The sequence below is a fragment of the Alkanindiges hydrocarboniclasticus genome (genome assembly GCF_001982605.1).
In the GTDB taxonomy this organism is placed as follows: domain Bacteria; phylum Pseudomonadota; class Gammaproteobacteria; order Pseudomonadales; family Moraxellaceae; genus Alkanindiges; species Alkanindiges hydrocarboniclasticus.
The window spans coordinates 26867-50027 of sequence record NZ_MLCN01000006.1; the positions used below are offsets into that span (position 1 = coordinate 26867).

The window sequence follows — 23161 nt, forward strand, 5'->3', positions numbered from 1 at the left end:
CGATTTTTCCAATGGCCCTTAAAGCAACCATTTATAAAGCTGACCTGCAAATTGCCGATATGGATCGCCACTATTATGCCAGTCACCAGCTTACACTGGCCCAGCATCCTTCAGAAACCATTGCGCGGCTTATGATACGTATTCTGGCCTTTGCCCGTTTTGCCGATGAACAACTTGGCTTTACCAAGGATTTATTTGAAACGGATGAACCCGCCCTATGGCAAAAAGACCTGACCGGCCAGCTGGAAAAATGGATTGAAGTGGGTTTGCCGGATGAAAACAAGGTCAAAAAAGCCAGCGCCCGCTGTCCCGAAGTCGCTGTGATTGCTTACGGCACGCAAGTGGATGAATGGTGGAAGCGCAATAGTAAGCTGGCCACTATGAGTAACGTAAGTGTATGGCAGTTGTCACTGGCCACCACACAGGCTATTCAGGACTTGTGTGAGCGCACCATGCAATTGCAATTGAATATCATGGATGGTGAATGGACATTATCCAGTGATAAAGGTAGCGTGCCTGTAGAGTGGATTGCCTTAAAATAACTGATTAAGCCGCCTAATCAAGCCATATAATCAATCTATGAGTAACATCAAAAAAACAGTAAAAATGCTGCGAGCTGGTGTAGCACTTCCGGTGGCTTTATTGCTTGCTTTGGGAGTGTCATGGGCAGCACCAAGCCAGCAGCATAAAAAACACCCGGCTGGGATTGAGCCGCTCATTGCCGCCAAGGGCATTTATCCGGTAATTAACGGCAAAGCATTTAAGAATTTAAGCTCACTGGCTGCGGTGTATCAGCAACTGGGTAAGCCGATTAAGTTACTGTCACAAGGTTATGATGAATGTAACGGACAGGATTTTCCTCAGTTACTGGACTATGGCTCGTTTCAGGTGAATGAACAAACGCTTAAAGTACAGACGTTGTATTTTAATAATTCGCACAACAGTATCATGCTGCTGGGTAAGCCCGTTTCTGGCCAAACGACAGAACCGGAATTTTTAAAACGCTATAGCGGAATGTATGAGTTGAACGCTTCCCATCAATATACATTTGAGCAGGAAGGCGGCTTAACGCAATATAGTTTTGAATTTAACAAGGGTAAACTATGGCGTTATACATTTTTTCAGGATGATTGCTAGGAGTATCTCCATGACCACTGAACTGCAAATGACCGATCTGCTGGAAGGCACTGGCAAAACCTGTGTAAAGGGGGCGCTGATTACCACGCATTATACGGGCAGGCTGGAAGATGGCACCGTATTTGATTCATCGCTGAACAAAGGCCAGCCATTTCAGTGTGTGATTGGCACTGGCCGCGTGATCAAGGGTTGGGATCAGGGCCTGATGGGTATGAAAGTTGGGGGCAAACGCAAACTGGTTGTACCTGCGCACTTAGGCTATGGCGAACGCCAGATTGGCAAAATTCCACCGAATTCCAACCTGATTTTTGAGATTGAGCTGCTGGAAGTGCTGACAAGGGATGATTAAGTATGTCGACGGTCAAGCTAACCGGTTTAACAAAGTTTTTAGCAGGGTAGTATCGATATAAGCTGAAAATTAAGTAAATTTTCAGGAATGGTCACAAAAGTTAATGATATAATTTTTGTGTTTAATACTCAGCTTCATTGAATATTAACATACATTAAAAAATGACACGGACTCTGCTATGGCACATCAATTTACCATCAATGCAACCATTCACGGTATTTCAATAGACGACTTTAAACGACTGGCTGCTGATAAATCGCTGCACGAAGCGGTGTGCCGTCGCATTCCCGGAGAAAATCTGGAAATTCTGGAATCTAATATTAATGGCGATACTTATACACTCCGCCGTGAATATAATCTGGACGTGAATATTCCTGATATTGCCAAGAAATTGCTGAAAAACGCTTTCCGCTTAAAGCGCTCAGACGTGACCAACCTAAAAGCAATGACTTCAGTCGTTGAGCTGGGCGCCAACCTGCCTTTGGAAGCAAAAGGGGAGCGGACTGTAACAGGTGATAAAGATAAACTGAATATCACCATGGTGTGGACAGTGAAAGTAAAAGTACCGTTGGTTGGCGGTATGCTGGAAAAACATGCTGAGGGGGAAGTTCGCAAGTTTACCCAGCTGGAACTGGAAATTGTTGAAGATGAAGCCAAAAAGCAGCTTCGGGCCTGATGTGTAAAGACTCTCCGCAAGGAGAGTTTTTTGTTTTAGGATTTGAAAAATAAAGCTTTGAACCGCGTACTTAAAAACACATAGATGAAAAAGAAAGGTTAAACACTAAATGAGTGCTGTTTTACCGGTGGCGCAACGTGGCGAAATCATCCTGACGCTTAAAGCTGTACCTGTTGCCGCCAGTGAATTTAATTCACCGTGGCTTGAGCAACTGGCACAAGCGATGCAGGCCACCATGCTTGCGCGCAATGGCGTGGGGATTGCCGCGCCGCAAGTGTATGTGTCCAAGCGCGTGATTATTGTGGCATCCCGGCCAAATCCGCGTTATCCCGATGCACCAGATATGGCGGCGGTGGTGATGGTGAATCCTGAAATTTTGCAATTTTCAAAAGAGACTTGCTTGGGTGAAGAAGGCTGCTTGAGTGTGCCGGATGAACGTGGGACTGTAGCGCGGGCACAACGGATAATAGTTCGTTATTTCACATTGCACGGTGAGTCAGTTGAAGCTACCTATGAGGGCTTTCCTGCGCGCATTGTGCAACATGAGGTGGATCATTTGGATGGGGTGTTGTTTGTGGAGCGGTTATAAAAAAACCTTTTTAATCATAAGCTTGTTGTATTGTGGTAGCATATAATATGACCTATTTGGGCCATGCATCAATCATTTCTAGACCAATTTCATCACACCATGCTGCTATAGCGGTGTTGGCAGCAGTGAGAGCGTCTTCCAGGGAGTTGTATATTATTGCCACTTTCCCAAATAGTGCCTCCAGCATCGGTAATTCTAATAAAAACATGATCATATTCGCCGTATCCAAGTTCGATTTGGCTATCTTGAAGCCAGTTATGTAAATGTGGATATTTATTCTTTAATGCTTGAGTAGACATAAAATTTCCCTTTAACGCTTAAGATAACATGCCGGATAAAATCGCCAGCAATTCCTCAGGGGCATAAACTGGAACAGACGAATTTTTAAAATCCTTGATGTTGCGTGTTACAAGTGCATCACAACCAGCGGTTTTGGCAGCACTATATAACACAGCATCTTCAAAATCAGTAAACTTGGCAGATAGTGCATAGTCAATGACTGATTTATCAATCGTTGCCACTTCAAATAATTTTAACAGTAAGTTCATGTTTTGTTCAGCGGCAGTTTTACCTAATGTTTTAGCCATTAAATAAAATAAAGTAGTTACTGTCGTTGCACCTAAAAAACCTTGTATTTTTTTTTGTTCAACTTGGCTCATTAACTTGCTAGCTGGTACAAAAAATGGCTCACGCTGAAGTAATACATCTAGAATAATATTGGTATCAAACAGCACTTTCATAAGTATTTATTTTCTAGATATGCTTTATAATCGGTGTGTTCATTTTCAATATGAACATTTTTGAGCAAGCCGCTCAGTTGCTGGGTAATTGGTGGAAGCTGAGCTTTATCACCGAGTTGTGGTTTTTTAAGCTGCAAAAAATAGTCAGCGACTAATTGCGATACTGATTTACCAGACTGCTTGGCATAAATTTTAGCTTGCTCAATGAGTTCGTCTTCTAAGCGCAACGTTAATTTGGTTTGCATGATCTCACCTCACTTGACGTATAAAATAATATTTAATATACGTCAAGTGAATTTACCATACAAGATCAAATAACGAAAATCACTCCAGATTCGGTGCCAACCAGCGTTCAGCCTGTTCAATGCTCCAGCCCTTACGCTTGGCATAATCCTCTAACTGGTCGCGGCCAATCTTGCCGACATTAAAATAATCCGACTCTGGATGAGAGTAGAAAAATCCACTTACCGAAGAGGGCGGCATCATGGCGTAATGCTCGGTCAATTGTGTGCCAATGGCATCAGTGGTGTTCAGCCAGTTAAACAACGTCACTTTTTCCGAATGTTCCGGGCAGGCCGGATAACCCGGAGCAGGACGAATGCCCACATATTGTTCTTTAATCAGGGCGTCATTGTCCAGTGCTTCATCGCTGACATAGCCCCAGAATTCCTTGCGCACGCGCTCATGCAAATGCTCCGTAAAGGCTTCTGCCAGACGATCTGCCAGAGATTGCACCAGAATGGCCGAGTAGTCATCACCCTTGGCGCGGTATGCAACCGCCATTTCTTCCGCACCAAAAATGGATACCGTAAAGCCACCCAGATAATCCTGCGCATGTGAATCTACTGGACTAATATAATCGGCCAGTGACATATTGGGCTTGCGATTCACATTGTCGGTTTGCTGGCGCAAGTGATGGAAGGTATGTGTGGCATTCTGGCGCGATTCATCGTCATACACCACCAGATCATCCGCACTAATTCGGGCAGCAGGCTTGAGGGTAAATACGGCGCGGGCATCCAGCCTATTGTTATCCACCAAGTCTTTGAGCATGGCTTGTGCTTGTGCATACAAGTCACGCGCGGCTTCACCGACCACTTCATCTTGCAGAATTTTGGGGAATTTGCCCGCCAGACTCCATGAGATAAAAAACGGTGTCCAGTCAATATAAGGCACCAGTTTTTCCAGTGGATAATTGCGCAAAACCTGTGTGCCTAGCTGGTTTGGCACAGGCGGACGATAATTCTGCCAGTCAATTTTTAGCCCATTGTTGATCGCTTGGCTATAGCTTAAACGTGCTGATTTGGGCTGCTTGTTGGCAAGGCGCACGCGTACTTTTTCATAGTCTTCGCGGGTTTGCGCAATAAAGGCAGGCTTCATTTCTGGTGACAGCAGGGTAGTTGCCACGCCCACGGCGCGCGAGGCATCCGCCACGTAAATCACGCCATCATTGTGATACTGCGGGTCAATTTTAACGGCGGTATGGGCTTTGGAGGTGGTTGCACCGCCAATCATCAACGGAATCTTAAAGCCCTGACGTTGCATTTCCTTGGCCACAAATACCATTTCATCAAGGCTGGGAGTAATCAGGCCAGACAGGCCAATAATATCTACTTTTTCATCAATGGCTTTTTGCAGGATTTTTTCTGCGGGCACCATCACGCCCATGTCCACAATGTCGTAGCCATTACAGCCCAGCACCACACCCACAATATTTTTACCAATATCGTGCACATCGCCTTTTACAGTGGCCATCAGCACTTTACCTTTGCTACTGCCCACTTCTTTTTCGGCTTCAATGTACGGGTTGAGCCATGCCACCGCCTGCTTCATTACGCGGGCAGATTTCACCACTTGCGGCAGGAACATTTTCCCTGCGCCAAACAAATCGCCAACCACGTTCATGCCAGCCATTAGCGGGCCTTCAATCACATCCAGTGGGCGTTTGGACTTTAAACGGGCTTCTTCAGTATCCACATCAATAAAGGCAGTAATCCCTTTAACCAGCGCATATTCCAGCCGTTTTTCCACGGTTTCGTTACGCCACTCCAGATTTTCCACGGGCTTGGCTGCGGTAGAGCCACCGCCACGGTATTTTTCGGCAATATCCAGCAATCTTTCAGTGGCTTCATTACCTGATGCACCCTGATTTTTATTCAGGATCACATCTTCAACCGCGTCTTTGAGTTCTTTGGGAATGTCATCATAAATCGCCAGTTGCGAGGCGTTGACAATTCCCATGGTCATGCCTTGCTGAATGGCATAATACAAAAACACCGCATGGATGGCTTCACGCACGGGTTCATTACCACGGAAACTAAACGACACATTGGACACACCGCCTGAAATCATGGCATGTGGCAGGTTTTGTTTAATCCAGCCAGTGGCTTCAATAAAATCCACCGCGTAGTTGTTGTGTTCTTCAATACCTGTGGCTACTGCAAACACGTTGGGATCAAAAATAATGTCTTCGGCAGGGAAGCCCACATCATTGACCAATACGTCATAGGAGCGCTTGCAGATTTCCCGTTTACGTGCGGCAGTATCAGCCTGACCATCTTCATCAAACGCCATCACAATAATGGCAGCACCATAACGGCGGCACAGTTTGGCCTTTTGCACAAACTCGTCATAGCCTTCTTTTAAGCTAATGGAGTTAACAATCGGCTTGCCTTGCACGCATTTTAAGCCCGCTTCAATGATTTCCCATTTGGAGGAGTCAATCATGATGGGCACGCGCGAAATATCCGGCTCAGATGCAACCAGCTTTAAAAAATGCTCCATCGCGCCTTGCGAATCCAGCATGCCTTCGTCCATGTTAATGTCGATGACCTGCGCACCGCCTTCAACCTGTTCACGCGCAACATCCAGTGCTTCATTAAAATTTTCTTCGCGAATCAGGCGTAAAAACTTTTTTGAACCAGTAACGTTGGTACGTTCCCCCACGTTCACATACAAAGAATCGGCTTCAATATTAAATGGTTCTAAACCGGATAAACGACAGGCTGGGGCAACCTCCGGAATCTGGCGCGGTGCAATATCCTTGACCGCCTGATAAATGGCAGCAATGTGTTCGGGCGTGGTGCCACAGCAACCGCCGGTAATATTAATCAGGCCACTTTCGGCAAATTCACGCAAAAAGTCTGCGGTTTCCTCTGGAGTTTCATCATATTCGCCAAAGGCATTGGGCAGGCCAGCATTCGGATGTGCCGACACAAAAATATCGGCTTTATCCGAAATGGTTTTAACGTGTGGACGCATGGCATCAGCACCCAGCGCACAATTAAAGCCAATTGACAGCAGGTTGCCATGGCGTACCGAGTTCCAGAAGGCTTCGGCGGTTTGACCCGACAGTGTACGGCCAGAGGCATCGGTAATGGTGCCGGAAATCATTAGCGGCAACTCAAAGCCAATCTCTTCAAATACCTGCTGTACGGCAAAAATGGCAGCTTTACAGTTGAGGGTATCAAAGACGGTTTCAATCAGGATAATGTCCGCACCGCCTTCAATGAGGGCATGCGTGGATTCAATATAGTTTTCAACCAGCAAGTCAAAGGTGACATTACGAAAGGCCGGGTTGTTGACGTCTGGTGAAATGGAGCAGGTGCGCGAGGTTGGCCCCAAAACACCAGCCACAAAACGGGGCTTGTCGGGATTCTTGCGGGTAAATTCATCACAGACTTCACGGGCCAGGCGTGCCGCTTCGCGGTTGATTTCCGGCACAAGGTCTTCCATGTGATAGTCAGCCATAGAAACGCGCGTACCATTAAAGGTGTTGGTTTCAATAATATCCGCGCCCGCTTCCAGATACTGCGCATGAATGCCCTGAATAATCTCTGGCTGGGTTAGTACCAACAGGTCATTGTTGCCTTTGACGTCATGCGGGAAGTCGGCAAAACGCTCACCGCGATAATCGGCTTCCTCAAGCTTGTGGCGCTGAATCATGGTGCCCATTGCGCCATCGATAATTAAAATTCGTTTGGCCAGTAAATCTTTGAGGGTGGCAAGCGTGGACATCAACAACTCCGACAGCGGCTAGGGCAGATTAAGGATGAAACAAAGCAGGGTAAAACAAAAGGGGAATATTCTAGCAGATTTGCACTCAAGATATGGCTTGAGATCAGACCTGACGTTTCAAAAACTATGCGGACAAGGCTGAAAGTTCATACAGCAGGCGCTCTAAAAACAGGTTGCGCACCTCTGGAATCACGCGTTCATTGGGATAGCAGCGCACAATGCTCAGGTGGTCTACCTTGGCTTTGGCAGGATAGGCAATATTTTCCACATGGGTATGGAAATTTGGTGCAACAGCCAGATTGTGATGGTATTTACGGTCAGTGCCCAAGTGATCCACCGCAGCAAAATAATTCAGGTAACGCTTAATATTGGCTGGAATCTGGCGCACGTTAAAGCCCCATTGCGCCGGATATAGCCGTCCCAGTCCACCCGCAGCCAGTGACACCACCAGATCACATTCAATCCCGTGCTTTTGCAGTATTTTGGCGACTTTAATCACCTGACTGCCACCTTGACTATAGCCTATCAGTACAATGGGACGGCCTGCCTTGCCAGCCTGAATGAGATCACGGGCAACCATGGCTGGACGCTGGTGATTGCTATACAGCGAGCTGTCCTGATAACCGGCTTCACGTAAAAACTGTAATAAATGACGCTGCATATGGCTGCCTGCCAGCAACCCATGAATCAATGCAATTTTTGGTCCCTGATAATCTTTTGCGACATCAGCACGCCAGTTTTGGTAGGAAGACATTCAGTTGCTCGGTTGCCAGAAAATGGTTTCATCATAGCAACAAGCCTACTAAATGGCATTAATCACGCAAGGAACTGCCTAAAAACCAGCCATTTGATCGGGAAAACGCAGGAATTACAGCATTTGTCATGTAAATGTCATATAAGTGTCACAAAATAGACACAATTAAATTGTTATTAGATTCGTCTCTATGCACAATCCAGAGTCTCAAGGGCAGCCAGTGGCATCACCAGCAAGCCTGAGTTCAAGCAATGTTGATACGCCGCCTCCCAAATTTTTTAAGCCGGCGTTCTTTAGCATCATTACTGTGGCACTGATTTATATTGCCAGTCAGTTATTTGCAGATTTATCCCAGATTCCCCAAATGGCACTGTTTTCTTTTGCCTTGCTGGCGGCTGCTTTGATCATTGCGCTGGGTTTTGAGTTCGTTAACGGCTTTCATGATACGGCCAATGCGGTTGCAACAGTGATTTATACCAATGCCATGCCTGCCCATGTGGCTGTGATGTGGGCGGGTTTCTTTAATTTTCTGGGTGTGCTGTTTGCCAGTGGTGCAGTGGCTTATGGCATTCTGGCACTGTTGCCGGTTGAGCTGATTTTAAATGTCAGCAGTGGTGCCGGTTTTGCCATGGTGTTTGCCTTGCTGATAGCTGCAATTACCTGGAATCTGGGCACTTGGTATTTTGGTATTCCTGCATCCAGCTCACATACCATGGTGGGTTCGATTATTGGTGTGGGCCTGATGAACCAGCTACTCAATTCGGCCCATGGCACCAGTGGCGTTGATATTGAACAGGTAATCAAGGTAGGCAAAGCCCTGCTGTTTTCACCCCTGATTGGCTTTGCCTTTGCGGCTGTGGTGTTCCTGTTATTAAAGTTCTTCTTCAAAAAACGTCTGGAGTTATTCAAGCCGCCAGTCGGGAATGAGCCACCGTCACTGGGAATCCGGGCGATGCTGATTTTTACCTGTACGGGTGTTAGCTTTGCGCATGGGTCCAACGATGGGCAAAAAGGCATGGGCCTGATTATGCTGATTTTAATTGGCATTGCACCATTGGCATATTCCTTAAATAAAACACTGGATGGCACACAGGTGCAGTCTTTTGTGGCTGTATCCCAACAGGCTGTACAGGTATTGGCCCCGGCTACTCCCGCCATGACTGATGCTACAGCCCGCGCAACATTAACCCGTTATATTCAGGATCGTCAGGTTAATCCGCAGGTTATTCCGGCTTTGGCGGTGTTATCCCAGCATGTGGGTGAAGAAGTGGCAACTTATGGTAGCCTAAATAAAGTGCCTGCCAATGCAGTAGCCACCTTGCGCAATGACATGTACCTCAGCAGTGCTGCACTCAAGCGGCTGGACAAAGACAAGGCTATGCCAACACTTAGCGAGTCTGATAGCAAGGTAATTGATAGCTATCGCAAGGGCCTTGATCAGGTGACCCAATATATTCCAACCTGGGTGAAAGTAGCGGTGGCGCTGGCACTGGGTCTGGGCACCATGGTGGGCTGGAAGCGCATTGTTGTCACGGTGGGCGAGCGTATTGGCAAATCACACATGACGTACGGACAAGGCATGGCCGCTGAGCTGGTTGCCATGACCACGATTGGCATTGCTGATCGTATGGGTATGCCGGTCAGTACCACCCATGTGCTTAACAGTGCAGTGGCTGGAACAATGGCAGCCAATAAATCCGGCTTGCAGTGGTCAACCATTCGTACCATTTTGTCAGCCTGGGTTTTAACCCTGCCGGCTACGGTTGCACTGTCTGGCGGCTTGTACTGGCTATTCCTAAAGTTTGTCTAATGGTTGTAGCAAAAAAATACCCGGCTTTGGCTGGGTATTTTTTTAGGATTAACCTCTTATTTCAGGTTTAATACGGTTCTAAAACCCACATGACTGGTGGGCAAATTGGTTTCCTGTGGATGACGTGCTGCGGCTCTATAGCGTACACAGTAATTGGCAGCACACAGGTAGGAGCCACCTTTAATCACAAACGAGCGAGCCTCAAAACCCCTGTCAAAAGCAGTTGCCTGAGTCGTTGAATTCCGGGCCAGTGCCGGGTTGCCGCCATGGCCATCTGGCAGGTTATGTGCGTCTGCATCCTGTTCATGGCTGTTGTAATACGGTGATTGTGTCCATTCCCACACATTCCCAATCATGTCATACAGGCCATACGGATTAGCAGCATAACACCCTACTGGCGCAATACCGGCAAAATGGTCAGCTTGAGTGTTTTGTAAGGGAAAATCACCCTGCCAGTAATTGGCACTGGGGATGCCATGCTTATCATGGGGGGCTTTGTCCAGCAGATTTACTTTATGTGCTTTAGCCTGCTGTTCCTGACCCTGCAAAGGCAATTGGGCTTTGGCAGCATATTCCCACTGTGCTTCGGTGGGCAAGTCATGGCCCAGCCATACCGCATAGTGTTCGGCATCATTTTTAGTAACCAATACGACTGGTTCGTGATCCTTATTTTGAATGGAGCTACCGGGGCCATGGGGCTGTTTCCAGTTAGCGCCTTTGACAAAATGCCACCAGCTATTGTTGCTGATGGCTGCTCCGGCTCCAGGGGGGACAAACACCGCACCGCCGCCTGTTTTTTCAGCATCAGTCATATAACCAGTTGCTTTTACAAACCGGGAAAATTGTGCATTGGTAACTTCAGTCTGGTCAATCCAGAAGGCTGCTATATGACTGGCCTTGCCACTTTTAAGCGGTAATTCATCCTGATAGCCTTGGGTTGAGCCAATCTGCAACTCACCCGAGGCAATATAGGCCATGCCAGCTTTTGGGTCTTTGCCAAAGTTTTCTGGCAGGCCGGAATAGTGCATACAATTTTGTAGTGCCCCCAACTTCAATGGCAATGACTTTGTCGATAAAGCGGACTGTGATTGATCCCGGCTAGACACTGGCTGATGGCAACCCTGAACAGGAAGTATAAAAAGTCCCAGTGCCATCAAGCGATAGCACTGGTATAAAGACTGTTTTTTCATGGTGGCCTGACTACTTCGGCTGTTGCTGGCCAAAGAACGGTTTTATCCCATTCTGGCCGGCATACTGGGCATATTTGGCTTTCAGGTCTGCCACAATATCCGGATGCTGTGCGGCCACGTTATTGCGCTCGGCACGGTCAGTTTTGATGTCATAAAGTTCCCAGTCATCAGTGCCAAAAATGTGCTTACCCTGATAAGGGGCCTGCAATGCCAGTTTCCAGTTGGCGGTGCGTACATACTGGTTGCCATGCAACTCATCAGCAAATACAAAATTGTCGCCATACACCGTGCTGGTTTTATTTTGCAGCAAGGATAACCATGACTTGCCCGTAATCGGATGCACAGTTTTGCCATTGTACTGGCTGCCCGGATTGTTGATTTGGGCAATTTCCAGAATGGTGGGTGATACGTCTTTGACCGAGGTAAAGCTGGTATTAATGTTTTCCGCTTTGGTTTGACTGGGCAGCTTGATAATCGCTGGAGACAGTACGGCGCCTTCACCGGCAGTGAGCTTCCATAGGTGAAATGGTGTAGAGCTCACCTCAGCCCAGCGTGGCCCAATACTTACATACGAGCTAGGCTTACCAATATTATCAAGGCTATTGTCAAAACCATTAGCATTTCGGGGAAAGCCTTCGGCGCCGTTATCGGACACAAAGAAAATCAGCGTATTGTCATACTGGCCATTTTTCTTAAGCTCTGAAATGATACGGCCCACGTTGTAGTCCAGATTTTCCACCATGGCTGCATAGACTTCCATCTTGCGCGCTTCAATCTTTTTTTGTCCGTCCGTTAGCTCATTCCAGTTCCCGGCATTGCCGGGTGTGTTTGCTGTGGTTAATGGATGAGCAGGCTGAAAATCAACCGGTACAATACCGAGCTGCTTCTGGCGTGCAAGGCGCTGGGTGCGAATGGCATCATAACCGGCATCATATTTGCCTTTATATTTGGCAATAAACTCATCCGGTGCCTGCAAAGGCCAATGCGGGGCAGTGTAGGCCGCATAGGCAAAAAACGGCTTGTCATCCTTGTTGCTACTGAGGTAATCCAGCAGCTTGTCGGTATAGTAGTTGGTGGAAAAAAAACCATCAGGCAATTCAACTGCCTGCCCGTCTTCGGTATAGGTGCCGGGTCGCTGCACGCTGGCGGGTTTATCCTTATAATGCAAATCATAGCCTTGTAGCAGCACAAATGAGCGCTCAAAGCCACGTGCCTTGGGGCCATATTGTGGGGTAAGACCCAGATGCCATTTACCTGCTATATAGGTATGGTAGCCATTGTCTTTTAGAATTTGCGGCAGGGATAAGACCTTGTCATTTAAGTAGCCTTCATAGCCATCGGCACCGCGCACATGATCATTAATGCTTTCAGCCATTGAGCCAATGCCGGCCAGATGATGATCCGTGCCTGACAATAGCTGTGAGCGAGTAGGAGAACAGGCCTGTGCGGTATGATAATCGGTGAGTATCCGGCCTGTGCTGGCCAGCGCGTCAATATTGGGCGTACTGATTTCACCACCAAACGCACCAAGGTCTGAATAACCCAGATCATCAGCCATAATAAACAGAATATTTGGTTTCTTTTTTTCTACAGCGGGCACACTGGCCTCAGCGTTATTATCATTATCGGTGCAGGCAGTCAGGCCAACAGCAACGCTGCATAAGCCTGCAACCAGAAACTGCTTTGTAGTAAAAGTAGACATTGATATTCCTCTAAAAAATAACATGGAGGAATAGTAAGGACAGCGTTTATAGTTTAAAAATAATTAAAATGAACAAGGCTATCGAATAAAGATATAAGTAAAATGAAGCCAAATAAATGGATTGACCCTAAGTTTTAAAACTAGCCCTGAGTTGCACCCAATGATTTTAATGAAGTTGTAGCAGCTCCTGCATAAAGCGCGGCACTAATCTTGGTTCAATGGCAATGGTTGCCACCACACCAAAGCCTGCGCCCCATAGATGGGCACTGTGGTTGATATTGTCCTTTCCACGCCGTGCCGAATATACCGTATAAGCTGTATACAGTAAGGCATAGACTATGGCGGGCATGGGAATGAAAAATACAAAAATCAGGTTCCATGGGGCAAACAGGATATAGGCAAATAACACTGCTGATACGGCACCTGAGGCCCCAAGGCTCAAATAGTTGGGATCGTTTTTATGCTTGAAATAGCTGGGTAGCATGGCCACTACCAGCGCGGCCAGATAAAACAGGATAAAACCCATTCCTGCAAAATAAGGCCGGTAAAAGGCTTCAATGGCGCGGCCAAAAAAATACAGGGTAATCATGTTAAACAGCAAATGCGTGCCATCGGCATGTACAAATCCGTAGGTAATAAAACGGTCAAACTGGCCACGGCGCATGGCAGGCGGCCACATGATCAGGCGATTCATTACCGTACGATTGCTAAATGCAATAAAAGACAGCAGACAGGTGATAATAATGAGTGTCAGGGTATGGGAAAAAGGTAAACCTAGCATTTTAGTCGGGTTAATGATTATTGTGATGGAATAGTAAAATACTTTTGGGTCAAATTGTTGTGTATAAACGCCTAGTTACATTTTTAGCCAATAATAATTATCGGTATTTTTGCAAAGGGTTTTCTAACATTTTGCCAAAAAAATCACTTAAACTTGTGTTTGATGGTCATAGCCCTCATCTATGCGCTATGATGTGCCCTCTGCGCAGGAGTTAGTTGTAATGTCTGTTGAAAATGCCTCTACTATTGAAAATCAAGCCGCTCAAAATACAAGCTTATCTGATGAGATGACGCCTAATATGGTGATTACGCCTAGCGCTCAGGAATACCTGAACGAGCTGCTGGGCAAGCAAAATACCCCCGGCATTGGTGTACGCATTTTTGTAGAGCATCCGGGTACGGCCCGTGCAGAATGCTGCATGGCGTATTCTACGCCCGAAGAAGTCAATACACTGGATTATCAGCAGCAATATGATGGCTTTCCGGCTTATATCGATACGCCTTCCATTCCGTATCTAAAAGATGCAGTGATTGATTACAACAAGGATCGCTTTGGTGGTCAGTTGACCTTTAAGGCGCCCAATTCCAAAGTGCCTCGTGTTGGTGCGGATGCGTCGGTTGAAGAACGCATTGCTTATGTATTGCAAGCTGAAATCAATCCGGGACTGGCAGGGCATGGCGGCAATGTGTCATTGGTTGAGCTATTCAACGATGATGAACATGGCTTGACTGCGGTACTACAGTTTGGTGGCGGTTGTCAGGGCTGTTCTGCGGTAGACGTGACCTTAAAGCAGGGTGTGGAAACCACGCTGAAAGAGCATATTCCTGAGCTGGGCCGTGTGATTGATAAAACCGACCATACGCAAAAAGAAGGCGCTTATTTTAAGTAAGTTGTGCATTGTATCAGCGATAATAGCTTGCACAGCAGTATCTTATCAACTTGGGTTTGATAAGCGGATTAACCTTCGGTTCGACCTACTTTTCTTTCGGGAAAAGTAGGCAAAACCATTTTCTTTTGCAAAACTCGGCAAAGGATTCCTAGAATAGTTTTTCTTGCTAGAGTTAATTAAAACTCTAAATTAAATTCTTCCTGCCTCAAACAATTGCAAAAGACCTTCACTGTTTCATCTATAGCATGTTGTCCTATGCTGTTAAAAACAATTAATTTTGATCTAGCTTTTTAAACAAGGCAATGGTGTCTTTTGCCCATTGAATCCATGTTTTTTGCGTTTCAATGCCTAATAACAATACCCGGTGCTGAATTTGCTGTTCACGGCTAAGCACAGTGTCTTTCTTAAAATCACGCTGCTCGATGGCCAGATACAGTGCCAGTTTTTCTTCATGCAGTTTCAGGTGCCGTTTTAACTCTTCATCAATACCCAATGGGCCAAGTATTGCCTCGGCGCGCAGGCGCACCGCCATTTCTTCACGAATGAGATAGGGGTCAGTGGCCAGCATAACCCATTGTTTTAATTCCTGCTTGCCTGCATCCAGCACTTCATAGGTTTTCTTTTTGGTTTTACCGGCATCTAGCGCGGGGTTAGAGCTAATCCAGCCCTGATCTTCCATACGCTTTAGCTCGCGGTAAATCTGCTGATGGGTGGCACTCCAGAAAAAGCCCATGGACTTGTCAAAACGGCGTGCCAGATCGTAGCCGGAGCTTGGTTTTTCCAGTAGTGAGGTAAGCAAAACGTGGGATAAAGACATGCAGTGCAGTTAATGATTAATCAGAATGGCATTAAATACTGGAAAAATAATTTATGCAACCAGTTGCATAGTGATGGAAAATAAATTATAAAATCCACATACAAAATCATGCAACAAAGTGCATAGTTGTGAACCAGTCTTTTGAACAAAGCAATGTACTGCTGATCACAGCCGCCAGCGTTTTAATTTCCGCGAATAAGGAATAGCCAGCCATGTCAAACCCCAATGCCCAGCCTAATAATCAGTCACACGATCAGTTTACTGCTTATCCCCATCTGTTAGCCCCGCTTGATCTGGGCTTTACCACTTTACGCAATCGTACCCTGATGGGTTCCATGCACTTGGGACTAGAAGAGCTTCCCGGTGGACATGAGCGCATGGCAGCGTTTTATGCAGAGCGTGCGCGTGGCGGCGTTGGCCTGATTGTAACTGGTGGCATTGCCCCTAATCCTGAAGGTGCGGTAGTGCAGGGTGGATCTGTGTTAAGCAGTCTGGAAGAAGCCCAGCACCACAAAATTGTGACCGATGCCGTGCACGCTGAAGGTGGCAAAATTGCCCTGCAAATCCTGCACACTGGCCGCTATGCCTATAACCCAAGTAACGTTGCACCGAGTGCAGTCAAGGCACCCATTAATCCATTTGTACCGCATGAACTCACTGGCGAAGAAATTGAACGCACCATTGCAGACTTTGTGCAGTGTGCAAAAATGGCGCAGGTTGCCGGTTATGACGGTGTGGAAGTGATGGGCTCGGAAGGTTATTTAATTAACCAGTTTATTGCAGAGCGTACCAATCACCGGACTGACGAGTGGGGCGGTAGCTATGAAAACCGTATCCGTTTTGCGCTGGAAATTGTACGTGGCATTCGTGAGGCAGTCGGCACCAATTTTATTATCATTTATCGCTTGTCCATGCTGGATCTGGTAGAGGGCGGTTCCAGTTATGATGAAGTGGTGCAACTAGCCAAAGCCATGGAGCAGGCGGGTGCCACGCTCATCAATACCGGTATTGGCTGGCATGAAGCGCGTATCCCTACCATTGCCACCAAAGTGCCGCGTGCGGCATTTGCGTGGGTCACCAAAAAACTAAAAGCTGAAGTCAGCATTCCTTTGGTCACCACCAACCGAATTAATGCGCCGGATGTTGCCGAGCAAATTCTGGCTGAAGGTTCTGCCGATATGGTATCCATGGCACGTCCGTTCCTGGCCGATTCGCAGTTTGTTTTAAAGGCTGTAGCCAACCGGGCCGATGAAATCAATACCTGTATTGGCTGTAACCAAGCCTGTTTGGATCACATTTTTGTGGGCAAAATCACCTCTTGTCTGGTTAATCCATATGCCTGCCATGAAACCGTACTGACCGCAAAACCGTTAGAAAAAGCCAAGAAAATTGCAGTTGTCGGTGCAGGCCCGGCCGGTTTGGCATTTGCAACCACTGCAGCCAAGCGCGGCCATCAGGTTACATTGTTTGATGCCGCCAACCAGATTGGCGGCCAGTTTAATGTGGCCAAGCTGATTCCGGGCAAGGAAGAATTTTATGAAACCCTGCGTTATTTCAAGCGTCAGCTTGAGCTGGGCACAGTGGATTTAAAACTGGGCCAGTATGCTGATCTGGACGTGTTAAAAAATGGCCAGTTTGATGAAGTGGTGCTGGCAACTGGTGTGACCCCGCGTCACCTCAATATTGAAGGCATTGATAGCCCCAAAGTGCTGAACTATCTGGACGTATTGCGTGACAAGAAACCTGTAGGCAAGCGCGTGGCTGTGGTGGGTGCAGGCGGCATTGGCTTTGATGTGTCTGAATACCTGACCCATGAAGGTGAAAGCGCGACTTTAAATCCGAAGAAGTTTTTTGCCGAGTGGGGCATTGACACCAGTTATGAGCATCGTGGCGGTATTACCCAGCCTCAGCCTGAAGCCAGTCCACGCGAAGTGTACCTGTTACAGCGTAAATCCACGCCGGTGGGTGCCAACTTGGGCAAAACCACGGGCTGGATTCATAAGGCGGGCTTAAAGCATAAGCACGTCACCATGATTAACGGGGCCAGCTATGAAAAAGTCAGCGAGCAGGGCCTGCATATTCTGGTCGACGGCCAGGAAAAAGTGCTGGATGTGGATAACATTATTATCTGTGCCGGACAGGAACCCCTACGTGCCATGTATGACGACTTGCAGGCTGCTGGTATTTCCACGCACCTGATTGGTGGTGCGCTGGAAGCTGGCGAGCTGGATGCCAAGCGTGCCATTTTAAACGGTACAGAGCTGGCACTGGCCATTTAATAGAGCACTTATCTGGTTAGTCAGATTACGGCCAGCGGGTACGTTAAAAACCTGTTGGCAGTATTCATTGAGGCAATAGCATGAGATTTCTTTCATAAGTCATCTTCTTGCCTTCTACTATTTCGTCAAGCTCTCGGCATGAGCTTGGTTGAGCGCTCAATGAAAGCAGGCGGCAGTTAAGGTTGCGTGCGGTCCTTCGACCAGCTCAGGAACCGTGCTTCAATGGTAAATGAGCATGTCGAAACCAGATATTTAAAAGCACTTTATTAAATTTAACCAGCGCTGCCCAATCTGAAAATGATAAACAAACGTTCAGGGAGAACGAGAATGGCTACATCATTAATGACTGCACAGCTTCAACCTGCGGTCGCTGCCTCACTGGAAAAATGGCATCACATGCTACAAACGCGCGACATGAGCATTCTGGCCGATTTGCTGGACCAGAATGTGGTATTTCGCTCACCAATGGCGCACCGGCCCTATACGGGTTCGCTGGCGGTTGGGCTAATCCTGAAAACAGTAATTACCATTTTTCAGGATTTTACCTATCATCGTGAATTTGTAACCCCTGATGGCATGCAAGTGGTGCTGGAATTTAGCGCTGTGGTGGATGGTAAGGCGCTTAAGGGTATTGATATGATTGGCTTTGATGAACAGGGCAAGATCGTGGATTTTGAAGTGATGATCCGGCCATTTAATGCACTGGCTGCGCTGGGCAAGGAAATGGGTGCTCGCGTGGGTGCCCAGCTTGAAGCGCACAAAGGCTAATTTGCCAAGGCGAGTTTGCTGTGATTTGAAGTCATGGTAAAAAGATAAGGCTAATAAAACAAAAAGCTGGCAACCCAATCAGGTGGCCAGCTTTTTGTTTGGTTGCTAAAAATTTAACGACACACTGTTCAAGGGTGTTTAGTGCACAATCTCATCAACCAGATCAAAACCTTTGGGCATGTCTGGATTTTCAGCTTCCATCACAATCATGTCCAGATCACGCTCGGTATCCATGCCCAGCGCCAGTGCATGAAAGTACAGGTCAAAGCTGTGAAAATTGCCATACACCAGATTACGCAAAATGGTGCTGTTGAGGCCAAACCCTTCGACATCGATGCTGGTTTTATAGCGCAGTTCGCCGTCGTCCCAGTCCATCTCAAAGTTACCCAGAATCAGGCCATAATTGATGCGGCAAATCAGCTCACTGATACGTGAACGCAGATGATCCGGCACCTGATCGGGATACAGGCTATACACCAGCACACGCGAGGTATTTTCAAAACAGCGTACCATGCACGGCCATTCACCTTTATGGCCTTTTACAAAAATCCGGAAGGTAACAGTATTGTCCTCGTCTAATGCAGTGGCAGGAACAATGGGTTTCACCCGGTCTACCTTAAAGCCTTCTTCGGCCAGTAGCGTTTCTACGGTATCAGACAATAATTGGGTCATAAAAAACTGGTTCTAAAACATAAAATCTCAAGAACTAAGTGTGCCATGAAATGTCATAAAAAGCAGTTAAAGAGATGTAGTTATAAAATTTCTCGGGCAGTTAGCCTCAAGACATTATTTGACGTTAAGGCATTCCATTACCTGTAGCAGGAAACTTTAAAATAACAATGGCGCATGAATCGGCAACTTCAGCCAGCGCATGCACCATGTTAAATTAATGGCTTAAACAACAGGTTAACGGGTTAATCGGCAAAAATGGCTGCCACTTCACTGGTTTGGTAAAAATCACGCAAGCGAGCTTCTACACGCTGTGCCACATAGCCTTCTTCAACCAGTTGACGTACTACCGGCATAATCGCCAGTTTGAGTTCCTGCTCAATCAGTGCGGCATCCACATTGACATCACGCAGGATTTTGCCCAGCGTATGCTGCTTGTTCTGGCTATACCAGTGCGCTATGCCGTCATTGACCTGTGTGCGGATATAGTCACTACTGCGCAGGCTATCCCAAGTGCGGCTAATCACTTGCGCACCGCTGTTCAGGCCTTCATTATCCACATAGTTATTCACCATGCTGACTGGCTGCTGTGCCACACTTTGCCAGCCCTGTTTAATCAGTTGATACACCTGCTGGTCATTGAGGTGGCGGTTTGCCATTTTTTCACTTACGGCAATCAGGTTGTTAATATTCTTGCTTAAGTAACCCTGCAAGGCAGAATCCAGATTGCTGTCAGTGGCCTTTTCCAGCACGCTTTTGCCCATTTTCATCAGGCTACCCATGCCGGGCATTTTCTTGGCAATCACGTTGTTTTCCATGTAGTCATTAATGGCATGGCTAATGGTTTGCGACAGCATCTGGGCATAGGCCGGATTGCTAAAAATCCGGTGAATAAATGCTTCACGGTGATCTTTTTGTGAGGACAGGTACTGGGCTACGGTTTCTACTGAATCAGCAGGAATCAGGTCGGCAATCTTGATGCTGTCATTGCTGGCATGCGTTAAGGCAAACTGGATTTGCGACACAATTTGTTCTGTCAGGTGGACCTGTACCGGATAATCCAGTGCCTGCTTACCCAGCAGCGCTTGCAGGTGTTCCAGCGTAATTAGCTGTTCAATAGGCTTGTCCGACAGGTGCGCCACCAGTGTGTTGACTTCATTACTGACGGTTTGCTCGGACTGCAATTGCATCAGGATATAGCGCAACTGGGCCTGTAAAAGTTGTTCTGCTTTGGGATGAGTCATAAGAGCCTCGAAGACTAAAAGTGCTTAATAAACCAAGGCCAGTATTAAGGCGCTGATCCGGCAAACGGGTTGGGGGTTGCCACTGCTTTTTGCAAAAAGGGCAGGTACTTTTGAATAACCAGCTGTTCGGCTTCCAGAATGGGCGTATGGCCCACGTTGGGCAAAATCACCGGTTCCTGTGCGTTTTTAATTAATCCCTTGAGTTCTGGCACCACATTGACATCAATAATCTTGTCCTGCTTACCCCAGATAATCAGGGTTGGCGCTTCAATGGCACGGGCGGCCAGTGCAAAGGTTTCCGGGGTATAGTAGCCATACAGCTTGATCAGTTGCTCAATTACCTTGCGGGTATTGTCTGCTTGCGCAATCATTACTTTTTCCTGTTCCTGCTTGAGGGCAGACGGGATAAAGGGTGGATTGTACATGGCAATTTTCATGAGCTTATCAAAGTCCCCCGGCTTGGTCACCACAATGTCGCGTAGCAGGGTCGGGTCTTTGAGGTAAGGGCTTTGGGTGCTTTTAAATACGCCAGCGCTATCAATCAATAACAGGCTTTGCACATCAAAAAAGTATTGTGCAGAATACAGGCCGGCAACGGCACCACCCAGCGAATGACCTGCCACATTCAGGTTTTTATTAATGCTGGCCGCCTCAGTGAAGCGACGCAGGGCTTCCACCATATTGGGAATTTGCAGGTCAAATTCGGCTGGAACCTTGGTATCCCCATGTGCAGGCAGGTCAGGAATAATGACATGGTAATAAGGGGTCAGGTAACGTGCCACCCGGTTCCAGTTGTCGCGGCTACCGGACAGGCCATGCACCAGCATTACGGTTGGCTTGGCTTTGTCTCCACCTTCGCTATAAGTCCATTCAATATCACCCACTTTAAGGGTGCGGGTGGTTAAGCCTGCCCAGCTGCGTTCTTCCTGTAAAACCTGCTGGAAACTTTGCTGGGTCAGGGGCGCAGCCTGTGCCGCCACAGTTGTGATTCCAGTTAACCCCAGTGCCATGACAATTGGTAGCAATGGCTTGCAAATTATTTTCAACATACCTCTAGTCCCTGAAAAAAGATTGTTATCGCACTTAGCGTAGCAGACAGTAACGATTTACAATTGGCAATCACACTGTTTTTTTAATTTTTTTAGGTCAATGGCTAATCGGGGTTAAAACAAGCGCATAAAAACAAGCCGGACTGAATTTGAAAACAGTCCGGCTGGCTTGAGGCTAAAATTTTTATTTTTGATTAATGGTGCTTGTCTGGGTTATGAAACCTGTTCTGATTGATACTACTCCTGATGTTGCACCGCTGTGTGTTCAGGTTGCGCTGGCGGCATGGTAAAACCCATATTGGCCAGATCAGCACCACTGGGCTGCTGAAATACCCGCAAACCAAATTCCGGCAATATCGCCAGCAAATGATCAAAAATATCCGACTGCACATTTTCATAAAAAGTCCAGTCGGTGTTATTGGTAAAGCAATAAATTTCCAGTGGCAAACCGTGTGCAGTCGGGTCAAGCTGACGTACCAGCAAGGTCATTTCCTGATGAATACCGGGATGATGTTGCAGGTAATTCTGAATATAGGCACGAAAGGTTCCAAGATTGGTTAGCGCACGCTGGTTGAGCTTGCTACTGGCTTGCTTGCCCAGTTTTTCATTCCACGCCACAATTTCCTGATTTTTTTGATTTAAATATTTATCCAGCAAAAAAGACGACTTTAAATGCTGGTATTCATCATCATCCAGAAAATGCACGCTGGTCTGGTCTAGCAAAATAGCCCGCTTAATCCGCCGGCCCCCAGACTCGCTCATGCCGCGCCAGTTCATGAAAGTATCAGTTACAAGACGATTGGTCGGAATGGTGGTAATGGTTTTATCAAAGTTCTGGACTTTAATGGTATTGAGCGACATATCAATGACATCACCATCGGCATTAAGTCCGGGCATGGTAATCCAGTCACCCAGCCGCACCATGTCATAGGATGAAATCTGGACGCTGGCTACCAGTGACAAAATGGTATTTTGAAACACCAGCATGAGTACAGCGGCCATGGCACCAAAACCGGCCAGCAGGGTAAACACATCCTTTTGCAGGAAAGTGCCAATAATCATCAGGGCGCAAACAATAAACAGGATAATCTTGACCAGTTGCAAATAACCCTTAATGGGCTTGTTGCGTGCATCGGGCCGACGCTGATACAGGCTATTGCCCACATTAAGCATCGCGCTAATGGTCATCACAATAATAATGAATACCCAGGCCTGGGCCAGCATTTCAATAATTCTAACCAGACCTGCCGGTAAATGGGGAACCTGAGCAATCCCTACCTTAATAATCAGGGCAGGCAAAATTTTGGCAAAGCGGTCGATGACTTTATAACGGCTTAATGCACCATCACGGTTTAAGGGCAACAATTGGCTAAAACGGCGAAAACCCCGTACCAGCACATGCTTGGCCAACCAGTTGGCAAGCCATGCCACTACAATCAAAATGCCGAGGCCTAACAGCATTTCAATCCAGTTATAATGATTTAACCAATGTTCAAAACGATTCCACAGTTCAAAATTTTGCATGTCACCTAGACTATTTTTGCACCAAAGCGGTCATTGTAAGTGCCTGAATTCAGATGCAGACCAAAAAAAGGTTCCCATTTTGTTGGAAATTGTACGAAATACTTTAAACATGGCAGGGCGCAGCACATTGTAAAAACAAAGCCCAGCAACTCAGGTCAGCAAAGCATAAAAAGTTTG

General features: G+C 47.0%; 22 protein-coding genes. 9 read left to right on the top strand and 13 right to left on the bottom strand.

From position 1 onward, the window contains the following. Nucleotides 1-11 precede the first annotated feature (11 nt). From BKE30_RS02020 to def, 5 genes are all read left to right on the top strand, one after another. Complete coding sequence (locus BKE30_RS02020; protein ID WP_076877005.1) at nucleotides 12-542, top strand: YaeQ family protein; 531 nt, start codon at nucleotides 12-14, stop codon at nucleotides 540-542. A gap of 37 nt (nucleotides 543-579) precedes the next feature. Next, nucleotides 580-1137 (top strand): hypothetical protein, encoded by a 558-nt coding sequence (locus BKE30_RS02025; RefSeq protein ID WP_076877006.1) that lies wholly within the window; start codon nucleotides 580-582, stop codon nucleotides 1135-1137. A 10-nt stretch (nucleotides 1138-1147) separates the two neighbouring features. Next, nucleotides 1148-1486 carry an FKBP-type peptidyl-prolyl cis-trans isomerase gene (locus BKE30_RS02030; RefSeq protein WP_076877007.1) on the top strand — a complete coding sequence of 113 codons (339 nt, stop codon included), beginning with the start codon at nucleotides 1148-1150 and terminating at the stop codon, nucleotides 1484-1486. Between the two features lie 178 nt (nucleotides 1487-1664). Next, the gene (locus tag BKE30_RS02035; protein WP_076877008.1) at nucleotides 1665-2162 is read left to right on the top strand and encodes a DUF2505 domain-containing protein; all 498 of its coding nucleotides are present in this window, start codon (nucleotides 1665-1667) and stop codon (nucleotides 2160-2162) included. A gap of 109 nt (nucleotides 2163-2271) precedes the next feature. After that, a complete protein-coding gene (gene def / locus BKE30_RS02040; RefSeq protein ID WP_076877009.1) occupies nucleotides 2272-2751 on the top strand; it encodes a peptide deformylase in 480 nt (159 codons plus the stop codon). 92 nt (nucleotides 2752-2843) lie between these two features. On the opposite strand, the gene BKE30_RS15795 is transcribed toward def, so the two are convergent. From BKE30_RS15795 to BKE30_RS02060, 5 genes are all read right to left on the bottom strand, one after another. Beyond that, on the bottom strand, nucleotides 2844-3050 hold the full coding sequence (locus BKE30_RS15795; RefSeq protein WP_143253627.1) for a hypothetical protein: 207 nt from the start codon (nucleotides 3048-3050) through the stop codon (nucleotides 2844-2846). Nucleotides 3051-3068: 18 nt separating this feature from the next. Continuing rightward, a complete protein-coding gene (locus tag BKE30_RS02045; protein ID WP_076877010.1) occupies nucleotides 3069-3491 on the bottom strand; it encodes a PIN domain-containing protein in 423 nt (140 codons plus the stop codon). Next, nucleotides 3488-3736: a DUF6364 family protein gene (locus BKE30_RS02050; RefSeq protein WP_076877011.1), complete on the bottom strand. Its 249-nt coding sequence runs from the start codon at nucleotides 3734-3736 to the stop codon at nucleotides 3488-3490. Before BKE30_RS02050 ends, BKE30_RS02045 begins: the two co-directional genes overlap by 4 nt. 79 nt (nucleotides 3737-3815) lie before the next feature. Next, complete coding sequence (gene metH / locus BKE30_RS02055) at nucleotides 3816-7508, bottom strand: methionine synthase (RefSeq protein ID WP_076877012.1); 3693 nt, start codon at nucleotides 7506-7508, stop codon at nucleotides 3816-3818. Between the two features lie 124 nt (nucleotides 7509-7632). Continuing rightward, nucleotides 7633-8262 carry an alpha/beta hydrolase family protein gene (locus BKE30_RS02060; protein WP_076877013.1) on the bottom strand — a complete coding sequence of 210 codons (630 nt, stop codon included), beginning with the start codon at nucleotides 8260-8262 and terminating at the stop codon, nucleotides 7633-7635. 190 nt (nucleotides 8263-8452) lie between these two features. Here BKE30_RS02060 and BKE30_RS02065 point away from each other — a divergent pair, with 190 nt between their 5' ends. Next, the gene (locus BKE30_RS02065) at nucleotides 8453-10072 is read left to right on the top strand and encodes an inorganic phosphate transporter (protein ID WP_076877014.1); all 1620 of its coding nucleotides are present in this window, start codon (nucleotides 8453-8455) and stop codon (nucleotides 10070-10072) included. Between the two features lie 56 nt (nucleotides 10073-10128). Here BKE30_RS02065 and BKE30_RS02070 read toward each other — a convergent pair whose 3' ends face one another. From BKE30_RS02070 to BKE30_RS02080, 3 genes are all read right to left on the bottom strand, one after another. Then, entirely contained in the window at nucleotides 10129-11262 is a 1134-nt protein-coding gene (locus BKE30_RS02070) for an SUMF1/EgtB/PvdO family nonheme iron enzyme (protein ID WP_076877015.1), read from the bottom strand. Nucleotides 11263-11272: 10 nt separating this feature from the next. After that, a complete protein-coding gene (locus BKE30_RS02075; protein WP_076877016.1) occupies nucleotides 11273-12964 on the bottom strand; it encodes an arylsulfatase in 1692 nt (563 codons plus the stop codon). 166 nt (nucleotides 12965-13130) lie between these two features. Further along, a complete protein-coding gene (locus BKE30_RS02080; protein WP_076877017.1) occupies nucleotides 13131-13745 on the bottom strand; it encodes a rhomboid family intramembrane serine protease in 615 nt (204 codons plus the stop codon). A 220-nt stretch (nucleotides 13746-13965) separates the two neighbouring features. Between BKE30_RS02080 and nfuA the strand changes: the two genes are divergently transcribed. Continuing rightward, nucleotides 13966-14634: a Fe-S biogenesis protein NfuA gene (gene nfuA, locus BKE30_RS02085; protein WP_076877085.1), complete on the top strand. Its 669-nt coding sequence runs from the start codon at nucleotides 13966-13968 to the stop codon at nucleotides 14632-14634. 271 nt (nucleotides 14635-14905) lie between these two features. Here nfuA and BKE30_RS02090 read toward each other — a convergent pair whose 3' ends face one another. Then, nucleotides 14906-15451: a PadR family transcriptional regulator gene (locus tag BKE30_RS02090; RefSeq protein WP_076877018.1), complete on the bottom strand. Its 546-nt coding sequence runs from the start codon at nucleotides 15449-15451 to the stop codon at nucleotides 14906-14908. A 212-nt stretch (nucleotides 15452-15663) separates the two neighbouring features. Between BKE30_RS02090 and BKE30_RS02095 the strand changes: the two genes are divergently transcribed. Further along, nucleotides 15664-17730: an NADPH-dependent 2,4-dienoyl-CoA reductase gene (locus tag BKE30_RS02095; RefSeq protein ID WP_076877019.1), complete on the top strand. Its 2067-nt coding sequence runs from the start codon at nucleotides 15664-15666 to the stop codon at nucleotides 17728-17730. Nucleotides 17731-18057: 327 nt separating this feature from the next. After that, nucleotides 18058-18498: a nuclear transport factor 2 family protein gene (locus BKE30_RS02100; RefSeq protein ID WP_227518294.1), complete on the top strand. Its 441-nt coding sequence runs from the start codon at nucleotides 18058-18060 to the stop codon at nucleotides 18496-18498. 138 nt (nucleotides 18499-18636) lie between these two features. Here the strand turns inward: BKE30_RS02100 and BKE30_RS02105 are convergent, their stop codons facing one another. The 4 genes from BKE30_RS02105 to BKE30_RS02120 all read right to left on the bottom strand — a co-directional run bounded on the left by BKE30_RS02105 (nucleotide 18637) and on the right by BKE30_RS02120 (nucleotide 22984). Beyond that, nucleotides 18637-19170 (bottom strand): YbjN domain-containing protein, encoded by a 534-nt coding sequence (locus BKE30_RS02105; RefSeq protein ID WP_076877021.1) that lies wholly within the window; start codon nucleotides 19168-19170, stop codon nucleotides 18637-18639. Nucleotides 19171-19412: 242 nt separating this feature from the next. Then, complete coding sequence (locus tag BKE30_RS02110) at nucleotides 19413-20411, bottom strand: hypothetical protein (RefSeq protein WP_076877022.1); 999 nt, start codon at nucleotides 20409-20411, stop codon at nucleotides 19413-19415. 44 nt (nucleotides 20412-20455) lie between these two features. Continuing rightward, nucleotides 20456-21460, bottom strand: a complete 1005-nt coding sequence (locus BKE30_RS02115; protein WP_076877023.1) for an alpha/beta fold hydrolase — start codon at nucleotides 21458-21460, stop codon at nucleotides 20456-20458. Nucleotides 21461-21697: 237 nt separating this feature from the next. Continuing rightward, on the bottom strand, nucleotides 21698-22984 hold the full coding sequence (locus tag BKE30_RS02120) for a mechanosensitive ion channel family protein (protein ID WP_076877024.1): 1287 nt from the start codon (nucleotides 22982-22984) through the stop codon (nucleotides 21698-21700). Nucleotides 22985-23161 lie beyond the last annotated feature (177 nt).

What these genes read in the sequence shown, in the direction of transcription:
- BKE30_RS15795 (WP_143253627.1), bottom strand. Translation starts at nt 3,050, where the DNA reads ATGTCTACTCAAGCATTAAAGAATAAATATCCACATTTACATAACTGG.
- BKE30_RS02045 (WP_076877010.1), bottom strand. Translation starts at nt 3,491, where the DNA reads ATGAAAGTGCTGTTTGATACCAATATTATTCTAGATGTATTACTTCAG.
- metH (WP_076877012.1), bottom strand. Translation starts at nt 7,508, where the DNA reads ATGTCCACGCTTGCCACCCTCAAAGATTTACTGGCCAAACGAATTTTA.
- BKE30_RS02100 (WP_227518294.1), top strand. Translation starts at nt 18,058, where the DNA reads ATGGCTACATCATTAATGACTGCACAGCTTCAACCTGCGGTCGCTGCC.
- BKE30_RS02030 (WP_076877007.1), top strand. Translation starts at nt 1,148, where the DNA reads ATGACCACTGAACTGCAAATGACCGATCTGCTGGAAGGCACTGGCAAA.
- BKE30_RS02020 (WP_076877005.1), top strand. Translation starts at nt 12, where the DNA reads ATGGCCCTTAAAGCAACCATTTATAAAGCTGACCTGCAAATTGCCGAT.
- BKE30_RS02050 (WP_076877011.1), bottom strand. Translation starts at nt 3,736, where the DNA reads ATGCAAACCAAATTAACGTTGCGCTTAGAAGACGAACTCATTGAGCAA.
- BKE30_RS02065 (WP_076877014.1), top strand. Translation starts at nt 8,453, where the DNA reads ATGCACAATCCAGAGTCTCAAGGGCAGCCAGTGGCATCACCAGCAAGC.
- BKE30_RS02070 (WP_076877015.1), bottom strand. Translation starts at nt 11,262, where the DNA reads ATGAAAAAACAGTCTTTATACCAGTGCTATCGCTTGATGGCACTGGGA.
- BKE30_RS02060 (WP_076877013.1), bottom strand. Translation starts at nt 8,262, where the DNA reads ATGTCTTCCTACCAAAACTGGCGTGCTGATGTCGCAAAAGATTATCAG.
- BKE30_RS02105 (WP_076877021.1), bottom strand. Translation starts at nt 19,170, where the DNA reads ATGACCCAATTATTGTCTGATACCGTAGAAACGCTACTGGCCGAAGAA.
- BKE30_RS02115 (WP_076877023.1), bottom strand. Translation starts at nt 21,460, where the DNA reads ATGTTGAAAATAATTTGCAAGCCATTGCTACCAATTGTCATGGCACTG.
- BKE30_RS02120 (WP_076877024.1), bottom strand. Translation starts at nt 22,984, where the DNA reads ATGCAAAATTTTGAACTGTGGAATCGTTTTGAACATTGGTTAAATCAT.
- BKE30_RS02095 (WP_076877019.1), top strand. Translation starts at nt 15,664, where the DNA reads ATGTCAAACCCCAATGCCCAGCCTAATAATCAGTCACACGATCAGTTT.
- nfuA (WP_076877085.1), top strand. Translation starts at nt 13,966, where the DNA reads ATGTCTGTTGAAAATGCCTCTACTATTGAAAATCAAGCCGCTCAAAAT.
- BKE30_RS02090 (WP_076877018.1), bottom strand. Translation starts at nt 15,451, where the DNA reads ATGTCTTTATCCCACGTTTTGCTTACCTCACTACTGGAAAAACCAAGC.
- BKE30_RS02025 (WP_076877006.1), top strand. Translation starts at nt 580, where the DNA reads ATGAGTAACATCAAAAAAACAGTAAAAATGCTGCGAGCTGGTGTAGCA.
- BKE30_RS02080 (WP_076877017.1), bottom strand. Translation starts at nt 13,745, where the DNA reads ATGCTAGGTTTACCTTTTTCCCATACCCTGACACTCATTATTATCACC.
- BKE30_RS02035 (WP_076877008.1), top strand. Translation starts at nt 1,665, where the DNA reads ATGGCACATCAATTTACCATCAATGCAACCATTCACGGTATTTCAATA.
- BKE30_RS02075 (WP_076877016.1), bottom strand. Translation starts at nt 12,964, where the DNA reads ATGTCTACTTTTACTACAAAGCAGTTTCTGGTTGCAGGCTTATGCAGC.
- BKE30_RS02110 (WP_076877022.1), bottom strand. Translation starts at nt 20,411, where the DNA reads ATGACTCATCCCAAAGCAGAACAACTTTTACAGGCCCAGTTGCGCTAT.
- def (WP_076877009.1), top strand. Translation starts at nt 2,272, where the DNA reads ATGAGTGCTGTTTTACCGGTGGCGCAACGTGGCGAAATCATCCTGACG.